This is a genomic window from Hymenobacter bucti, from assembly GCF_042681145.1.
GTDB classification, from domain to species: domain Bacteria; phylum Bacteroidota; class Bacteroidia; order Cytophagales; family Hymenobacteraceae; genus Hymenobacter; species Hymenobacter bucti.
Genome location: NZ_JBHUFD010000001.1, coordinates 438924 through 454150 on the forward strand (window position 1 = coordinate 438924; position 15227 = coordinate 454150).

General features: G+C 61.9%; 13 protein-coding genes. 7 read left to right on the forward strand and 6 right to left on the reverse strand.

Annotated elements, in window-relative coordinates; translation table 11 throughout:
- Positions 1-14 precede the first annotated feature (14 nt).
- The gene (locus tag ACFSDX_RS01715; protein WP_382311464.1) at positions 15-1316 is read right to left on the reverse strand and encodes a nucleotide sugar dehydrogenase; all 1302 of its coding nucleotides are present in this window, start codon (positions 1314-1316) and stop codon (positions 15-17) included.
- Between the two features lie 32 nt (positions 1317-1348).
- A complete protein-coding gene (locus ACFSDX_RS01720) occupies positions 1349-1978 on the reverse strand; it encodes an acyltransferase (RefSeq protein ID WP_382311465.1) in 630 nt (209 codons plus the stop codon).
- Positions 1979-2206: 228 nt separating this feature from the next.
- Here ACFSDX_RS01720 and ACFSDX_RS01725 point away from each other — a divergent pair, with 228 nt between their 5' ends.
- From ACFSDX_RS01725 to ACFSDX_RS01745, 5 genes are all read left to right on the forward strand, one after another.
- A complete protein-coding gene (locus ACFSDX_RS01725; RefSeq protein ID WP_382311466.1) occupies positions 2207-3115 on the forward strand; it encodes a glycosyltransferase family 2 protein in 909 nt (302 codons plus the stop codon).
- A gap of 3 nt (positions 3116-3118) precedes the next feature.
- Positions 3119-4498, forward strand: coding sequence for a glycoside hydrolase family 16 protein (locus ACFSDX_RS01730; protein ID WP_382311467.1), 1380 nt, complete (start codon positions 3119-3121; stop codon positions 4496-4498).
- A gap of 80 nt (positions 4499-4578) precedes the next feature.
- Complete coding sequence (locus tag ACFSDX_RS01735; protein ID WP_382311468.1) at positions 4579-6189, forward strand: glycosyltransferase family 39 protein; 1611 nt, start codon at positions 4579-4581, stop codon at positions 6187-6189.
- 65 nt (positions 6190-6254) lie between these two features.
- On the forward strand, positions 6255-6794 hold the full coding sequence (locus ACFSDX_RS01740; protein ID WP_382311469.1) for a hypothetical protein: 540 nt from the start codon (positions 6255-6257) through the stop codon (positions 6792-6794).
- A 95-nt stretch (positions 6795-6889) separates the two neighbouring features.
- Positions 6890-8824 carry a hypothetical protein gene (locus tag ACFSDX_RS01745; protein WP_382311470.1) on the forward strand — a complete coding sequence of 645 codons (1935 nt, stop codon included), beginning with the start codon at positions 6890-6892 and terminating at the stop codon, positions 8822-8824.
- 47 nt (positions 8825-8871) lie between these two features.
- On the opposite strand, the gene ACFSDX_RS01750 is transcribed toward ACFSDX_RS01745, so the two are convergent.
- The 3 genes from ACFSDX_RS01750 to ACFSDX_RS01760 all read right to left on the reverse strand — a co-directional run bounded on the left by ACFSDX_RS01750 (position 8872) and on the right by ACFSDX_RS01760 (position 12845).
- Positions 8872-9597, reverse strand: a complete 726-nt coding sequence (locus tag ACFSDX_RS01750; RefSeq protein ID WP_382311471.1) for a glycosyltransferase family 2 protein — start codon at positions 9595-9597, stop codon at positions 8872-8874.
- A 103-nt stretch (positions 9598-9700) separates the two neighbouring features.
- Entirely contained in the window at positions 9701-12001 is a 2301-nt protein-coding gene (locus ACFSDX_RS01755; protein WP_382311472.1) for a DUF6311 domain-containing protein, read from the reverse strand.
- A gap of 58 nt (positions 12002-12059) precedes the next feature.
- Positions 12060-12845: an SDR family oxidoreductase gene (locus ACFSDX_RS01760; RefSeq protein WP_382311474.1), complete on the reverse strand. Its 786-nt coding sequence runs from the start codon at positions 12843-12845 to the stop codon at positions 12060-12062.
- Positions 12846-13006: 161 nt separating this feature from the next.
- Here ACFSDX_RS01760 and ACFSDX_RS01765 point away from each other — a divergent pair, with 161 nt between their 5' ends.
- Positions 13007-13534 (forward strand): 3-hydroxyanthranilate 3,4-dioxygenase, encoded by a 528-nt coding sequence (locus tag ACFSDX_RS01765; RefSeq protein WP_382311475.1) that lies wholly within the window; start codon positions 13007-13009, stop codon positions 13532-13534.
- A gap of 196 nt (positions 13535-13730) precedes the next feature.
- Here the strand turns inward: ACFSDX_RS01765 and ACFSDX_RS01770 are convergent, their stop codons facing one another.
- Positions 13731-14351, reverse strand: a complete 621-nt coding sequence (locus ACFSDX_RS01770) for a TetR/AcrR family transcriptional regulator (protein WP_382311476.1) — start codon at positions 14349-14351, stop codon at positions 13731-13733.
- A gap of 154 nt (positions 14352-14505) precedes the next feature.
- Between ACFSDX_RS01770 and ACFSDX_RS01775 the strand changes: the two genes are divergently transcribed.
- Positions 14506-14805 (forward strand): hypothetical protein, encoded by a 300-nt coding sequence (locus ACFSDX_RS01775; RefSeq protein WP_382311477.1) that lies wholly within the window; start codon positions 14506-14508, stop codon positions 14803-14805.
- The last annotated feature ends 422 nt before the right edge of the window (positions 14806-15227 follow it).

A 15227-nucleotide genomic window follows, 5' to 3' on the forward strand; every position in this document is an offset into this window, starting at 1 on the left:
ATTCACTCATTAAATTACAAGCTCCAGTAGTGCAGCTCTTGCATGGGCTGGGCGCGGTACAGCCCTTTGATATCGACCAATACCGCATTATCAGCCGTAATCGACTGAAAGTAAGCTTCGTTCTTTTCTAGGTAGGGCTGGTGGCTCACGGCCACAATAACGGCATCGTAGTCGGTGCGCACCTTTTCGGGGGGCGTGAGGCGGAAGCCGTACTCGTGCAGCAGCTCGTCGGAGCTGGCGTGCGGGTCCACGATGTCCACGTTCACGGAGAAGTTCTTGAGCTCCTGAATCACGTCGGCCACCTTCGAGTTGCGGATGTCTTCCACGTTCTCCTTGAAGGTAGCGCCCATTACCAGCACGCGGCTTTTGGCCACATCCTTGCCGCGCTTTATCATCATCTGCACCGTTTTGCGGGCGATGTAGGCACCCATGTTGTCGTTGGTGGTGCGGCCCGATAGAATTACTTTGGCGTCGTAACCCAGCTCTTTAGCCTTGTAGGTCAGGTAGTAGGGGTCTACGCCGATGCAGTGGCCGCCCACCAGGCCGGGGCTGAACTTGAGGAAGTTCCACTTGGTGCCGGCCGCCTCCAGCACCTCGTATGTGTTGATGTTCATGCGGTCAAAAATCATCGACAGCTCGTTCATCAGTGCGATGTTGACGTCGCGCTGGGTGTTCTCAATAATCTTGGCGGCCTCGGCCACCCGGATGCTGCTGGCGCGGTGCACACCGGCATCCACCACCAGCTCGTAGACCTTGGCGATGGTGTCGAGGCTCTCCTCGTCGCAGCCGCTTACCACCTTAATGATGCGGCGCAGCGTGTGCTCTTTATCGCCGGGGTTGATGCGCTCGGGCGAGTAGCCCACCTTAAAGTCGCCGGCGGCAAAGCTCAGGCCCGAGAGCCGCTCCATTACCGGAATGCAGTCTTCTTCGGTGCAGCCGGGGTACACGGTGCTTTCAAACACCACGTAGTCGCCCTTCTTGAGCACCTTGCCCACCGAGCCGGAGGCACCTAGGAGCGGCCGCAGGTCGGGCTGGGCGTGCTCGTCGATGGGCGTGGGCACGGCCACAATATAGAATTGGGCCTCGCGCAGTACTTCCAGCGAATCGGTGAAAGTGATATCCGCACCCTCGAAGGCCGCGCTATCGAGCTCGCCGCTGGGGTCCTGGTGGTTGCGCATCATCTCCACGCGGCTGGCATTGATGTCAAAACCGATAACCGAGAGTTGCTTAGCAAATTCTAGGGCGATGGGCAGGCCCACATAGCCGAGGCCAATCACGGCCAGCTTGGCTTCTTTGCGGAGGAGTTCGTCGTACACTTCGAAGTTAATTATGAGTTATAAAATAGGAATTATGAATTGCTGTTGCTAACAATAAGGGCTTCATTCACAGCGGTTACACTTTTCTTGGTGGCGCTAAGCTCGTAGGCTGCACCGCTTTCGGGGCAGGTGGCGAGGCCCGCCGCGTCAAAAGCCAGGCGGTGGCCGTGGGTGCTGACCCAGCCGTGCTGCCGGGCGGGGTTGCCGTACATCAGCGCAAATGCGGGCACGTCGCCCGTAACCACGCTGCCCGCGCCCACCAGGGCGTAGCGCCCCAGGTGCACGCCGCAGACAAGCGTGGCATTGGCTCCGATGCTGACGCCGCGCTCGAGGTAAGTGGGCTGGTAGTGGCCGGCGCCGCGCCGCGGCACCGCGCTGCGGGGGTTCTTCACGTTGGTAAACACCACCGATGGACCCAGGAACACGTCGTCTTCGCACACCACGCCGCTGTAGAGGCTCACGTTGTTTTGCACCTTCACATTGCGCCCTAGGGTCACGCCGTCGGCCACAAACACGTTTTGGCCCAGCGAGCAGTTTTCGCCCAGCACGGCGCCCGCCGCCAAGTGGCAAAAGTGCCAGATGCGGCTGCCCGCCCCCACGCGGCAGCCGGCATCGAGCACGGCGCTGGGATGCGCATAAAAATCAGCAGCTAGGTCGGCCACGGAGCGAAGACAGGGGGTTGGCAGCCGCAAAGGTAACAGCGCGAAAGGGGTTAGGGGCCCCGTGCCCTCTTCGGAAAGTGAAAGAATGCTCTACGGCTAAGATAACCCTCACCCTAGGGTCGTTTTGCCGGGCTAGTGGGCCGGGGCCTGCACTGGGCGGGTGGTCTATCTTTGCCCGTGCCACCTACTGCCGTCCCCGTGTCCGTTTCGCCATTGCTTTCCGTTGTCGTGCCCGTTTTCGATGAGGAACAGCTTATTGACACGCTCATTAGCCGCTGCCTGGCCGCGCTGGCCGAGATTACCGATGATTTTGAGCTCATCTGCGTCGATGATGGCAGCCGCGACCAAACCCTGGCGGCCCTGCTGGCCTGGCGCCGCCGCGACCCTCGGCTGAAGGTGTTGGCCCTTTCGCGCAACTTTGGCCACCAGGCCGCCTACACCGCCGGGCTGCACGCCGCCCGCGGCCAGTACGTGGCCATGATGGACGGCGACCTGCAAGACCCGCCCGAACTGCTACCGCGCATGTACGAGCTACTGCGCCACGATGCCTACGACATCGCCTATGGCCAGCGCACCGACCGGGCCGAGGACTGGGGCCGGCAGGTGCTCATTAAGGCGTTTCACGGTATCTTCCGCAGCTTCTCGCAGCTGGCGGAGGCCGATAATGTCGGCAATTTTTCGATGCTGAACCGGCGAGCGCTCGACGCGTTTCTGTCCTTGCACGAGAAAAACCGCTACCTGCCGGGGCTGCGCTCCTTCATTGGCTACCGCCAGGTGGGCGTGGCCTACGCCCGCCAGGCCCGCCACGACGGCACGCTGCCCAAGATGTCATACAAGCGCCTGTTTGCGCTAGCCCTGGATGCCCTGTTCTCCTTTTCCGACCTGCCCATCAAAGTGTGCCTCTACAGCGGGATGGTGGGCATGCTGGTGTTCCTAGGTGCTGGTATCTACGTTATTTTCAGTAAGATAGTGGGTATTGCGCCCTTCGGCTGGTCGTCGCTGGGGCTGAGTATCTACTTCGTGGGGTCCATTCAGCTGCTGTTTTTGGGCATTCTGGGCGAGTACGTATTCCGGATTTACCGCGAAAACCAGAACCGGCCGCTCTACTTTGTGCAACAGTACTATAACGAAGAGTAAGCCATGCGGGCGTACTACTTAACGCAGCTGGCCCGCTACCCTAGGGCCGCCCAGCCAAGCTGCTGGCTGTGGCTGGTCGTCTTGCTACTAGCTTGGCGGCCGGCCCACGCGCAAGACACGCTGACGTACGCCAACTGGCGCCTAGCGCAGGCCGACGAGTTCAACGTGGCCAGCGATAGCGCGGCGCTGGCGGCCCGCTGGCGCTTCTCCTACCCCTGGGGCCGCAGCCCCGGCGGCCTCGAAACCGAGTACTACACCGGCCAGGAAGTGAACGTGCGCGAGGGCAGCCTGCGGCTAACGGCCCACAAGCTGGCCGAGCCCCGGCTGTACCCGGCCGGCAGCGAGGTGCGCAAGCTACGCTACACCTCGGGCATGCTCTACGGCCGCCACACAGCGCCCGACTCGCTGCGCCCCGCGCCCTGCGGCACAGGCGAGGGCATCACCTACGGCTTGTTCGAAATCCGGTGCCGCCAGCCCTACGATGTGGGGTCGTTTCCGGCCTTTTGGCTGTTTGGCAACCCCGACGAGGTCGATATTTTTGAAGGCGGCGGCAGCCTCATCAGCAACAACGTGCTGCTGTATGCCCACGATTACTGGCGGCCCGGCCCGCTGGAGGAGCCCAACTGCCAGTGCTTTTTCTTTTGGCCCAAGGCCACGCGCTTCACCCACGGCTACCACCGCTACGCACTGTCGTGGCTGCCGGGCGAGCTGATATTTTACTTCGACGGCGTGCCCATTCGGCGCGAAACCCGCTTTAAACCTATGGGCTGCGCCATGGCCGTTATTGCCAACCTGGCCATGTGGGCCTGGGCCGGGCCCGCCACCGATGCCTTGGACATCGACTATATCCGCATTTACCACCCGCGCCAGCTACCGGCCCAGCCCTTCGGGGCCGAGGCGGCGCAGCCGCTGAAGGGCGGCATCTTTCGCTTTCCGAAGGCCACGGCCCCGGCCGCCAGCAACCCAGCCGGTGAGCAGCGCTGGCAGCTGAGCCGCGCGAGAACTGGGCAGGTCAGCCTATTCCTGCGCGACAACTACAACCCCACCTGCATGTCCAACGGCCCGCTGCCGCTGGCGCCCGAGTGGCACGGCCCCTGGACGATAGGCCGGCAGGCCACCCCGATTGTGGTCACTAACACCGACACAACCGCCGCCCACTGGACGGTGCTGGACGCCCAGGGCTACCCGTGCCGCGCGGGCGACTGGCCCCCCGGCCGCTGGCCCGTGACGGCGGCCAGCCTAGGTGGCCTGGCGCCCGGCGCTTACCAAGTGCGCGTGCAGCTGGGCCGCGCCGTGCGCTACCAAGCGCTCTACTTGCTCGACCAACCGACTGATTCTGGGCCCACTGCGGCTTGGCTGGCGCCCGCGGTAGCGGCGCCTTAGCAGGAGAAGCGCCGAAGCAAGAAACGCGCTGCGTATTGCTGGTAGCTTAGTTTTACGATATAATGGCAAATTTTTATCCAATGTTAAAAGCACTCGCTCGCCAGCAACGACTGGTAGTGGGGGCTTTTTTTGTGGTGCTGCTGGGGATAGGGCTGCTCATCGTGCGCGACTACGGGGTGTCTATCGACGAGCCGCAGAGCCGGAATACGGGCATGATTTCGCTCAAGTACATCGGCGAGCGCTACTTCCCGGGCTACATCGAGTCGCACGAGGTTTTTAAGCCTATTGGGCCGCCGCTGCACCAGTTCAGCGACCGCGATTATGGGGTGGCGTTTGAGTTGCCGCTGGCCTGGCTCGAGCTGCTGCTACACATCAAGGGTGAGCGCAATATTTTCTTCTTTAGGCACTTGTGCACATTTTTGGTGTGCTTTGGCGGGGTGATAGCCGTGTACCAGCTGGCCCGGCGCCGCTTTGCCGACTGGCGCATAGGCTTGCTCGGGGCGCTGCTGCTCGTGCTGAGCCCTAGGTTGTTTGCCGAGTCCTTCTACAACGACAAGGACGCCGTCTTCATGGCCCTCTTCGCCATCGCCACTAATACCACAGTGGCGTTTGTGCAGCGCCCGAGCTGGAAGCGGCTGGGGTGGCACGCGCTGGCCTGCGCCTGCACTATCGATGTGCGCATTATGGGGGTTATCCTGCCGCTGGCCACGCTCGTGCTCACGGGGCTGGAGGCGGCGCGCGGCACCTACCGCGGGCAGCGCCTGCAGCTGGGCCTCAAGCTCCCCGCCTACCTAGGGCTGCTGGTGGGTTTAGTCATTCTGCAATGGCCATTTCTGTGGGAAGCCCCCTTGCAGAATTTTCTGCTGGCCTTCCATAATATGTCTAAGTTTCGGTGGTACAGCAAGTTGCTGTACGCCGGCCAGATGATGCGCGCCTCCGAGATACCCTGGCACTACGCCCCGGTCTGGATAGGCATTACCACGCCGGTGCTGTACCTGGTGGGGTTTTTGGTGGGCGCCTTCCTAACTCTGCGCCAGCTGGTGCTGCGTGGCTGGCGGCTCTACGCCACGGCGGCCGAGTGGCAAGACTTGCTATTTCTGGGCCTTACGCTGGCCCCCATTATTGCCGTGATTGCCCTGCATTCTATCATCTACGATGGCTGGCGGCAGCTCTATTTTGTGTACCCGTCGCTGCTGCTGGTGTCGCTGCGGGGGCTGGTGGCGCTGCTGCGCTGGCGCCCCGCGGCGCCCAACTGGCAGCGCCTGTGGCAGCGCTTTAGCTACGCTACCCTAGGTATCACGCTGCTCGTGATGGCGGGCCAAGTCGTGGCCATGCACCCCTTGCAAAACACGTATTTCAACATCTTGCCCGGCCGCCACCTAGAGGGGCGCTTCGAGATAGACTACTGGGTGCTCAGCTACCGCGAGGGCCTGCAATGGATAGCCGACCACGACAACCGCCTGCACATTAAGGTAGGCGGCCAGATGCGCAATGAGCTAGAAGCCAACCGACTTATTCTGAAGCCTTACGACCGCGACCGCCTCGAAGTGCTGGAAGATTGGGGCAAGGCCGACTACTACGTCACGACCTACCGCTGGCACGCTTACGACTATACCGAGTACCCGTTTGAGATGACCACCATTCGGCGCGGCGGGCAGCGCATCATGTCCATTTTTCGGGTGAAATGGTAGGCCGTGGGCTGGCCTGCCCTAGGTCCTCACCTTATTTTCGCACTAGATTACTTCTTTTGATTTTAATGAAAAATTTACTTTGCGGCCTGCTGGCCCTCGGCCTGGTATCATGCGGGAGCCACGAGTCGAGCAAACCAGATAACGAGTTGGCAAGCAACGATTTTGAGTCGCTCGACGGCTGGATGAATGGCGTGACCAGCCCCTCACTTACTAAAGAAAAAGCTCACTCGGGGGTGTATGCAGTCAAGGTGGACCCCTCCATCGACTACAGCTTTGGCTACAGCAACCAGCTAGGCCGCGTGAGCGGCGTGCGCGTGACCAAAGTGAAAGTGCACGCCTGGGTAAACCTGCCTAACGAGAACACGCCCGTAACCCTGGTAGTGGAGCTCAAAAACCCCGGCGAGCCCAAGCCGGTGCTCTGGGATGGCCTCGACCTACTGAAAGAAGCCAAGGCTAAGGGCGTGAACAAATGGATAGAAGTAGAAAAAACGGTGGACTTGCCCGAGTCGGCGGCCTTCACCAGCCAGTTGGGCGTGTACATGTGGCGCGGCAGCAGCACGCAGCCTGCCTACCTCGATGATATACAGATTTTGCGGGCTGACTGAGCTTGGTACTTCTTTAGCACCTAGGTGCTGGTAGTGTCGCCCAGGCCGCCTAGACTGGTGGTATTCTTTTTGTTTGCGTTCTCAATAAGCGTAGTATGGCTTCCCTCGCAGTTCCTTCGCCAGCCGTAGCGCCGGCCGCGCCGCTGGCACCCGCGGCCCGCCGGCGCACCCCGTGGTCGACCGGCGCCATGACCCTGATAATGACCATCATGCTGGGTATGGCGGCGGCCACGGCCAACTGGCCCGAGTTGAAGGTGACCCGCTGGGACATGTTTGGGTACTACCTCTACCTGCCGGCCACCACCGTCTACCACGACCTGCGGGGCCTCAGCTTCGTGCCCGAGCTACTCGACCGCACCGACCTCACCAACCGCGGCAACCCGGCCCACCCGCTCGGCAACTGGGAGGTGTCGCGCGCGCGCACCAACCCCGACAGCTACGTTATTAAGTACACCATGGGCCAGGCGCTGCTGTGGTGGCCTTTTTTCCAGGCGGCGCACTGGTATACCCAGCACTTTAGCAAGTACCCACCCGATGGCTACTCGGCGCCCTACCAGCTCGCCATGTACCTGGCGGGCCTCTGCTACGCGCTGTTGGGGCTGGGCCTGATGCGCCGGCTGCTGCTGCGCTACTTCAGCGACCGGCTGAGCGCGGTTATCCTGCTGATAGTGTACCTGGGTACCAATTACTTGGTGTACAGCGTGTTCAGGAGCTTATACGCGCACAGCCCCTTGTTTATGCTGCATACGGCCACGCTGCTGATGCTCTCGCACTGGCTGGCGCGCCCGCGCTGGATTTTGGCCGCTGGCCTGGGCCTCACCATCGGTTTGGCCGTGCTCATGCGGCCTTCGGAGATGATAATCTTGCTGGCGCCGCTGCTGCTAGGCGTGGCTACGATGGCCGACCTGCGCGGCCGCCTGGCGCTGGCCGGCCAGCACCTAGGGCAGGTCGCCATTGCGGGGGCCGTGGCCATCGCCGTCAATGTGCCGCAGCTACTGTACTGGCACAGCATGTCGGGGCACTGGGTCTACGACTCGTACCCAAACGAGAAGTTTGATTTTCTGCACCCGCACATCCTGCTCGGGCTGTTTAGCTTCAACAACGGCTGGCTCACTTACACGCCCGTGATGGGACTGGCCGTCATTGGAATAGGGCTGCTGTGGCGGCAGCGGCGCGAGTGGTTTTGGCTGCTCATTACCTACCTGCCGCTGCACCTGTTTATCTCCTATAGCTGGTGGTGCTGGTGGTACATGGATGGTGTGGGCTCGCGCACTATGGTGCAGGCGTATCCCATGCTCACGCTGCCCCTCGGGGTGTGCCTGCACGCGCTGTGGCAGCGCGGGCAGCTGGTGCGCGTGGCCACCACGCTGGCCGTTACATTCTGCATCGCGCTGGTGATGTTTCAGGCCTGGCAGCTGCGCCAAGGCATTTACATTACCGAGTACATGACCTCGCGCTACTACGGAACCATCTTCGGCAAAACCCACCTCGACCGCAACGACCTGATGAAGTATGACGCCAACGAGGCTACGCCGAACCCGGATGATTTTCAGTTGAATATGGTGTACTTCAATGACTTTAGTAAGGACACTAGCTCGGTCATTACCAACGAATACGCGCAGCAGCCGCCCGTGTGCCGCGTCGATAAGCAGCACCCTTTCAGCCCCGGCTACGCGGGCACGCTGTGCGAATTTCACCTAGTGCCCGGCGACTTTGTGGAAGGGCGCGTGCAGGCCTTCTTCCCGCAAAAAGAGTACGGCATCTACTCCATGCCGAGGTTGATAATCGAGTACCGGCACCCCAACGAAGACCCCTACAAGTGGCGTAGCATCCGCATTACCAACCAGGTAGGTGAAATAAGCAACTTGTGGGGCGGCACGGCCGGCGTGTGGGACGAAGTGAAACTGGCCAGCAAAGTGCCCAAAGATGCTCGCCCCGACGACGTGTTCAAGGTCTACGTCATCAATGGCAGCTCCGACCTGCCGCTCTATATCGACAACCTGAGTGTGACGACCATGCACAAGCCGTAGTAAAGTGTAGCCTGGACTCTGCGAGTCCGAGCTACAATACAGCTCGTTTACCGCCCCAAAAAGCCGTATTTCAGAATGCAAAAGATGGCGCGGAAGCCATCGCGCCAGCCTATTTTTTTGCCCTCGGCGTAGGTGCGGCCGTAGTAGCTGATGCCTACTTCGTAGATGCGCACACCCGGCACGCGGGCCACTTTGGCCGTGACCTCGGGCTCGAAGCCGAAGCGCTTTTCTTCGAGCGCCAGGCCCTGCAAGATATCGCGCCTAAAGAGCTTGTAGCAGGTTTCCATGTCGGTCAGGTTCAGGTCAGTGGCCATGTTCGACAGGAAGGTAAGAATCTGGTTGCCAATGCTGTGCCAGAAAAACAGGATGCGGTGCGGATTGCCGCCCAAAAACCGCGAGCCGAACACGACATCAGCAAAGCCCTTGAGAATGGGCTTGAGCAGCAGGTTATACTCCTCGGGGTCGTACTCCAGGTCAGCATCCTGAATGATGACGTAGTCGCCCGTAGCCTCGCGGATGCCCGTGTGCAGCGCGGCGCCCTTGCCCTGGTTGACGGGGTGCCGCAGCAGGCGCAGCCCCAGGGCGGGGTAGCGGGCGGCGTAGGCCGTTATCACGGCCGCCGAGTCGTCGGTCGAACAATCATCGACGAGGATAAGCTCCTTGGCAATGTCCCGCACCAGCGTAAGCTCGCGTAGCAAATCCAGAATCTGGTGGATGGTGCGCGCCTCGTTATAAACGGGAATGACGATGGAGAGCTTGTCGAGTTTTACCAAAGCAAAAGCAAATTAGGCTACTGGCAAAGGTAGCCGCCGGATGGTGCGCAGTGAATAGTGTTTAGTGAATAGTTATTAAGCACTAAATACTATTCACCACCCACTAATCACCCAAAGGATAGCCATTGAGCACCAGCTGGCCTTGCGCATCGCGCCAGTACACGTCGGTACCTAGGGGCCGTACCAGCAGGTCGTCGGCCAGTAGGTCGTGGCCGTCGTAGACGATTTCGAGGCGGTCGGCGGCCGGCGGCCGGCGAAACACCACGGCCACTCGCACCCAGTCGCCAAGCACTTCGGTCGAGACGCGGGTATCGGCCACTTGGTGGTCTAGCTGCTGGCCATGCTGATAGAGCTTCACCTGCATATTGCCCAGGCCGTAGCCGGTGGTGGCGTTCACCCACACCGAGGCCTCGTAGCGGCCGGTGTCGGCGGGCGTGGGCAAGGGGCCGTCGTAGAGGGTCGAAAACGTTTCGCGCGGCTCGGAGAACGCGCCCGGCCCCAGGCGGCCTCGGCGGTCGGGGCTGCGGTCGAAGGCCAAGTGCAGCGCGCCGCGGCCGGTGCTGGTGTACAGGCCGTTGGTGGGCGTGAGGCGGGGCAGCAGGGCGGTGGCCTTGGCGCGCTCGGCGGCTAGCGAGGTAGCGGCCAGCGCCGCCACGGGCAGTGCGTAGAGGCTCACCTCGGGCGTGGCCTTGATGAGCTGCCCTAGGCTCACCAGCCGCTGCTCGGCGGGCGTGAGCGGGCCGGCCGCCACTACCAGCAAGATGGGCTTGGCCGAAGGCAGCTTGGGCAATAAGCTTTTGGGCACCAGCAGGCTGCTGAGCAGCTGCACCAGCCCTAGGGTCTCGTGCACCGACGAGCGCGACATGAGCATATTGAGCAGCGGCAGGTGCAGGTTGAGCGAGGCTTTGTAGGCCTGGTAGCGCGTGGCATCGCCGCCTTCAATGGCGATTTTATCGGTGCCAATGCAGAAATAGGGCAGCGGAATAATGGCCTGGAAGCTCTCGGGCGAGTACTTGGTCCAGCCGAGGAGGTGCCGGAAATTGCCTTCTTCGCCGATAAAAGCCTGGGCCGCGGGACTGGCTTCTTCGGCCGTCGCCACGGGCTGCACGTGCCACCAGGCCTCCAGGCCCCACAGCAGCAGCAGCGGCGCCAACCACCCCCAGGCAAAGGCGGCAGCCCGGCGCTGCCGCAGGTAGCGCCACAGCCGGTACACGTAATACGCCGCGTACGTGGCAAACACGTAGTAAAAAGGCCACGCAAAGCGCCCTAGCGCCCGAAACTGCTTCAGTGGCCCCAGCAGCCATACGTAGTCGCGCAGGGCGGGCAGGTAAAACGGGTAGGCCATGGCAAACAGCAGTAGCAGCGTGGCCGCCCACAGGCCGGTGCGCAGCGGGGCCGGCAGCACCGGCCGCACCACGCGGCGCCACTGTCCGCGCCCTAGGTAGCGCGCCGCCAGCACCACGCTAAACAGCAGCACCAGCCCCCCCACCAGGCCCACGTAGGCCGCGCCCTCCCACGAAGGGTCGGTGCTGGGGAAGAAGTAGCGCCACGCCTCGCGTAGGGGGCTATCATAAGGCGAGAACACCCCCGTAAAGCTGCTGCGCGCCACAAAAAGCCCCCACGGATTGGGCGGCCGGTCGGTGATGGGGTCCGTGAGCTTGAGCCCCGCCCAAAACACGAGCATGGGCACCAGCGCTGTGGTCACCACCCGCAGTAGCAGCGGCGCGCTGCGCCGCCAGCCCTGCTGCCAGCCCAGCACCGGCACGAACGCCAGCAGCCACAAGCTGCCGATACCCAGGTGATACGCCGCCAGCAGGCCCACCGCCAAGTTGAACAGCCCCAGCGCCACCGGCCAGCCCCAGCGCCGCGGCGCCGCCTGCATGCGCACCAGGCAGTACCACTGCACCGGCACAATGCAGGCGTAGCTCAAGGACATGTGCGCCTGAAAGCGCAGCACCTGCGGCGCCAAAAATGTGATGAGCAGCGCCGCCAGCCCTGCGTACCAGCCCGGCAGCGGTAGGCGGCGCAGCAGCAAATACAGCATCACGGCCGTAGCCCCCAAGGCCAGCAGCATGCCGAGGTTGATGAAGCCCACGCTGTAGGCCGCCGCCCACGGCAGGCCTAGGTCGCGCAGCCAGGCCAGGGGCAGGGCCAGCAGCGGCTGCATGTCGGGGTAGTTGACGTGCTCGCCGCGCGGGTAGTTCATGCCCGTGAAGAGCAGGCCGTGGTCGTAGCGGGCGTAGTAGGCCACCACGTAATAGTTTTTTAGCCCATCGCCGGTGGCGCTTAGGTAGGCGCTGGGGTAGCGCAGCATGCCCGGAAACAGCCTAGCCAGGATGCCGGCGGCCAGCAGTCCCACGAGCAATGCGCCCAGCACCGGCCGCCGGAAAAATGTGCGCAGCATAGTTTACGTAGTGGAAACAGGCCGGGGTGGCTCGTCAGCCCGCAAAACTACTGGTTTCTCAAAGACTGCCCGTGCGCCCGCCATCCACGGGCAAGCTGGTGCCGGTGATGTAGCCCGCCGCCGGCGACGCCAGAAACGCTACGGCCGCCGCCAGTTCGCGCGCCTGCCCAAAGCGGTGCGCCGGAATCTGCTGGAGTATGGCGGCCTCTACCTGCTCTCTGGGCTGGCCAGTAGCGGCCATCTTCTGCTCAATCAGCGACTCGTGGCGCTGCGTGACGGTGGCGCCCGGCAGCACATTGTTCACCGTGATGCCCTGGGCGGCCACCTCGTTAGCCAGGGTTTTGGCCCAGCTCGCCACCGCGCCCCGAATGGTGTTGCTCACGCCCAAGCCCGCCAGCGGCACCTTCACCGAGGTGCTGATAACGTTGATGATGCGCCCGTAGCCCGCGGCGGCCATACCCGGCACCAGTGCCTGTGCCAGCAGCTGATTACAGATAACGTGCTGGGCAAACGCCTTTTCAAAATCAGCGGGCGTGGCGGCCAGCAGCGGCCCCGCGGGCGGCCCGCCCGTGTTGTTGACCAGTATCTGAAAGCCCGCCGGGTGGGCGCCTAGGTAGCCCGCCACGGCCGCCGCCACCTGCGCCGGTTGGGCAAAGTCGGCCACCAAATAGTCGTGCGCCTGGCCGGCGGGTGTGGGTAGCGCGGCGGCTACCTCGCGCAGGGCCGCTTCGTTGCGGGCGATGAGCGTGACGGAGGCGCCCGCCTCAGCGAGGGCCTCCGCCACGGCGCGGCCGATGCCTTGGGTGCTGCCGCCCACCAGGGCGTGGTATGAGGAAAGAGTCACGGTGAAAGAGTAGGTGAGTAAATAAGTGAGGTGGGGCTGGCAACTGGGGAAGCAACCTTTCCTTTGCGACTACGAACCTAGGAACATCTTGGGTGGGCGGTTGTCATTGCTCCGGCCGGGCCGCCCCGCCTTACTCATTTACTCACCTCCTTTTTTACCGCATGATTTCTCGTCCTTTCAACTTCCAGAAATGGGTAGCCGAGCACCGGCACCTGCTCAAGCCGCCGGTGGGCAACCAGCAAGTTTTCAAAGACAACAAAGACTTTATCGTGATGGTGGTGGGCGGCCCCAACGCCCGCAAAGACTACCATGTGGACGAAGGCGAGGAGCTATTCTGGCAGCTCGAAGGCGAGATGACCGTCAAGATTATGGAGGACGGCCAGCCGGTGGACATCGTTATCGGCCCCGGCGATATGTTTCTGCTGCCGCCCGGCGTGCCGCACTCGCCGCGCCGCCCGGCCGGTACCGTGGGCCTGGTGCTGGAGCGCTACCGCACGGCCGGCGAGCTCGACGGCTTCCAGTGGTACTGCGAAAACTGCGGCCACAAGCTCTACGAAGAGTACGCCGAGATTACCGATATCGTAGCCCAACTCCCGCCCATCATGAACGCCTTTTGGGCCAACGACGACCTGCGCACCTGCAAGGTTTGCGGCACTTATATGGAGGCGCCGGCCAAGCCAGTGGGGTAGGGTTCTGCTTAAGTTTTTAGTGCCGAGCTTATGACGTTAATTGAACGTGCGTTTAATTAACGTCATAAGCTCGGCAATACTGCATAATATATAAAGACTTTATGGCCCCGCTCTTAAAATAAGTGCGGGTTTTGTTGTGCCAAAGCTACCCACCCTAGATAGTATCCTTCCGTGAATGAGCGCTTAAAATCCGCTCTTAAGCAGGGGTTAACAAAGGCCGCAGCACAGTTTGGCCCTGTGGGGTGAGGTATTGGAACAGCACTCCCCCGGCAAGCCGCAGGTAATAAGCCAGTTTTGTCTCCCCCGGTGCGTCAAACAGAATCTCGGCCTCAGCCAGCCAGAAATCACTCAGCAAAAAGCACTGGGCTACGAAGTGTTCGTGCTGGCCAGGATACTGCTCGGGCTGAAAATCCCCGCTGGCCACCAACTGCTCGCGAATGACGTTGACTTGCGCTAGCCGCCGCTGGTAGAGCGCCTGGTAGTTCAGCTTCACGGCGGGAAGGGTGCGCATAATCCGGACAAAGTCCAGCATCAGAAAGCGGTAGGCGGACAGGGTCTCGAAAGTATGCTGCAAGATTTGGAGCAGGAAGAGCACGTCCGGCGGAATACCCTGCGGCAGGTGAAAGCCCCTGTCTATTTCCGCCACCAGGTTGAGGTATAGCTGCTGGATAATGTCTTCGGTGCGCGGGAAGTGGTAGCACAGGTTGCCGTGACTAATACCCATTTCTTTGGCAATATGCCGCACCGTTACTCCGCTGGTGCCGTGGGTATTGAATAAGTGCAGGGCCGTAGCCAGAATTTTATCGCGGGTGTTCATAGGCCAAAGGTATTCACTTTAGAACATTTGTTCTAACTAACGAGTTTGGTTAGAACATTTGTTCTAAAGTCAGCGCAGCCAGGAGCCAACCGTCCGCGCCGCGGCCCTTCCCCTATCGCTTTGCCGGCGTACTTGGCTCCTTTCCTCTCCTCGTATGAACGCACCCCTGCTTTCTTCTAAAAAGTGTCCTTCCTGCCAGCAGTGGTCCCAATGGCAGCAGCACGCCGACGACCGCTGCGAACACTGCGGCGAGTTGCTCGACCCCCGCGCCAGTCAAGACGCGTACGATGACGTGCAACGTACCCAACGTATCAAACCCGTCTGGCAGCTTGATATAAAACCGGAGGACGGGGCCAGCACGCGCTTAGGCAAACGGCTGGTCTACGGGGGACAGGTGTTGTTTGCCGCCATTATGTCTGCCTTGGTGGCGTTGGTCGCGGCGGCGGCGGCGTAGCGTGCGCGGCTGGCCAGAGTTGCGGCAACCCCTCTTCCTGGGAGCCGCTGGGCTGTACGGGGTGTACCAGGTGGGCCGACACGTCTGCCCGGGGGCGTTGCCAGCGCTGGTCACGGGGCAGCTGGCCGACCTGACGGCCATGCCCGTGTTGCTCAGCCTCGCCCTGGGGGCGCAACGACGCCTGGGTCGGTATAGCGGAAGTTGGGTCTTTCCCGACCAGTGGCTATTAGCCGCGTGGGCGTACGTCGCACTGGTCTTTGAAGTCTTGCTCCCCCACCTTGCTGCCCACGCCGTGGGTGATTGGCGGGACGTGGTCGCTTATGCGCTGGGTACTTGGGCGTTTCGCCGGTGGCTGAACCGCCCGATTTTCGGATGAGTGCCAGAAGCAAGGCAGATTACGCAGGCAGGATTATACACTATAA

Coding starts and splice junctions, on each gene's coding strand:
- ACFSDX_RS01730 (WP_382311467.1), top strand. CDS start 3,119: ATGCGGGCGTACTACTTAACGCAGCTGGCCCGCTACCCTAGGGCCGCC.
- ACFSDX_RS01735 (WP_382311468.1), top strand. CDS start 4,579: ATGTTAAAAGCACTCGCTCGCCAGCAACGACTGGTAGTGGGGGCTTTT.
- ACFSDX_RS01740 (WP_382311469.1), top strand. CDS start 6,255: ATGAAAAATTTACTTTGCGGCCTGCTGGCCCTCGGCCTGGTATCATGC.
- ACFSDX_RS01745 (WP_382311470.1), top strand. CDS start 6,890: ATGGCTTCCCTCGCAGTTCCTTCGCCAGCCGTAGCGCCGGCCGCGCCG.
- ACFSDX_RS01755 (WP_382311472.1), bottom strand. CDS start 12,001: ATGCTGCGCACATTTTTCCGGCGGCCGGTGCTGGGCGCATTGCTCGTG.
- ACFSDX_RS01765 (WP_382311475.1), top strand. CDS start 13,007: ATGATTTCTCGTCCTTTCAACTTCCAGAAATGGGTAGCCGAGCACCGG.
- ACFSDX_RS01770 (WP_382311476.1), bottom strand. CDS start 14,351: ATGAACACCCGCGATAAAATTCTGGCTACGGCCCTGCACTTATTCAAT.
- ACFSDX_RS01775 (WP_382311477.1), top strand. CDS start 14,506: ATGAACGCACCCCTGCTTTCTTCTAAAAAGTGTCCTTCCTGCCAGCAG.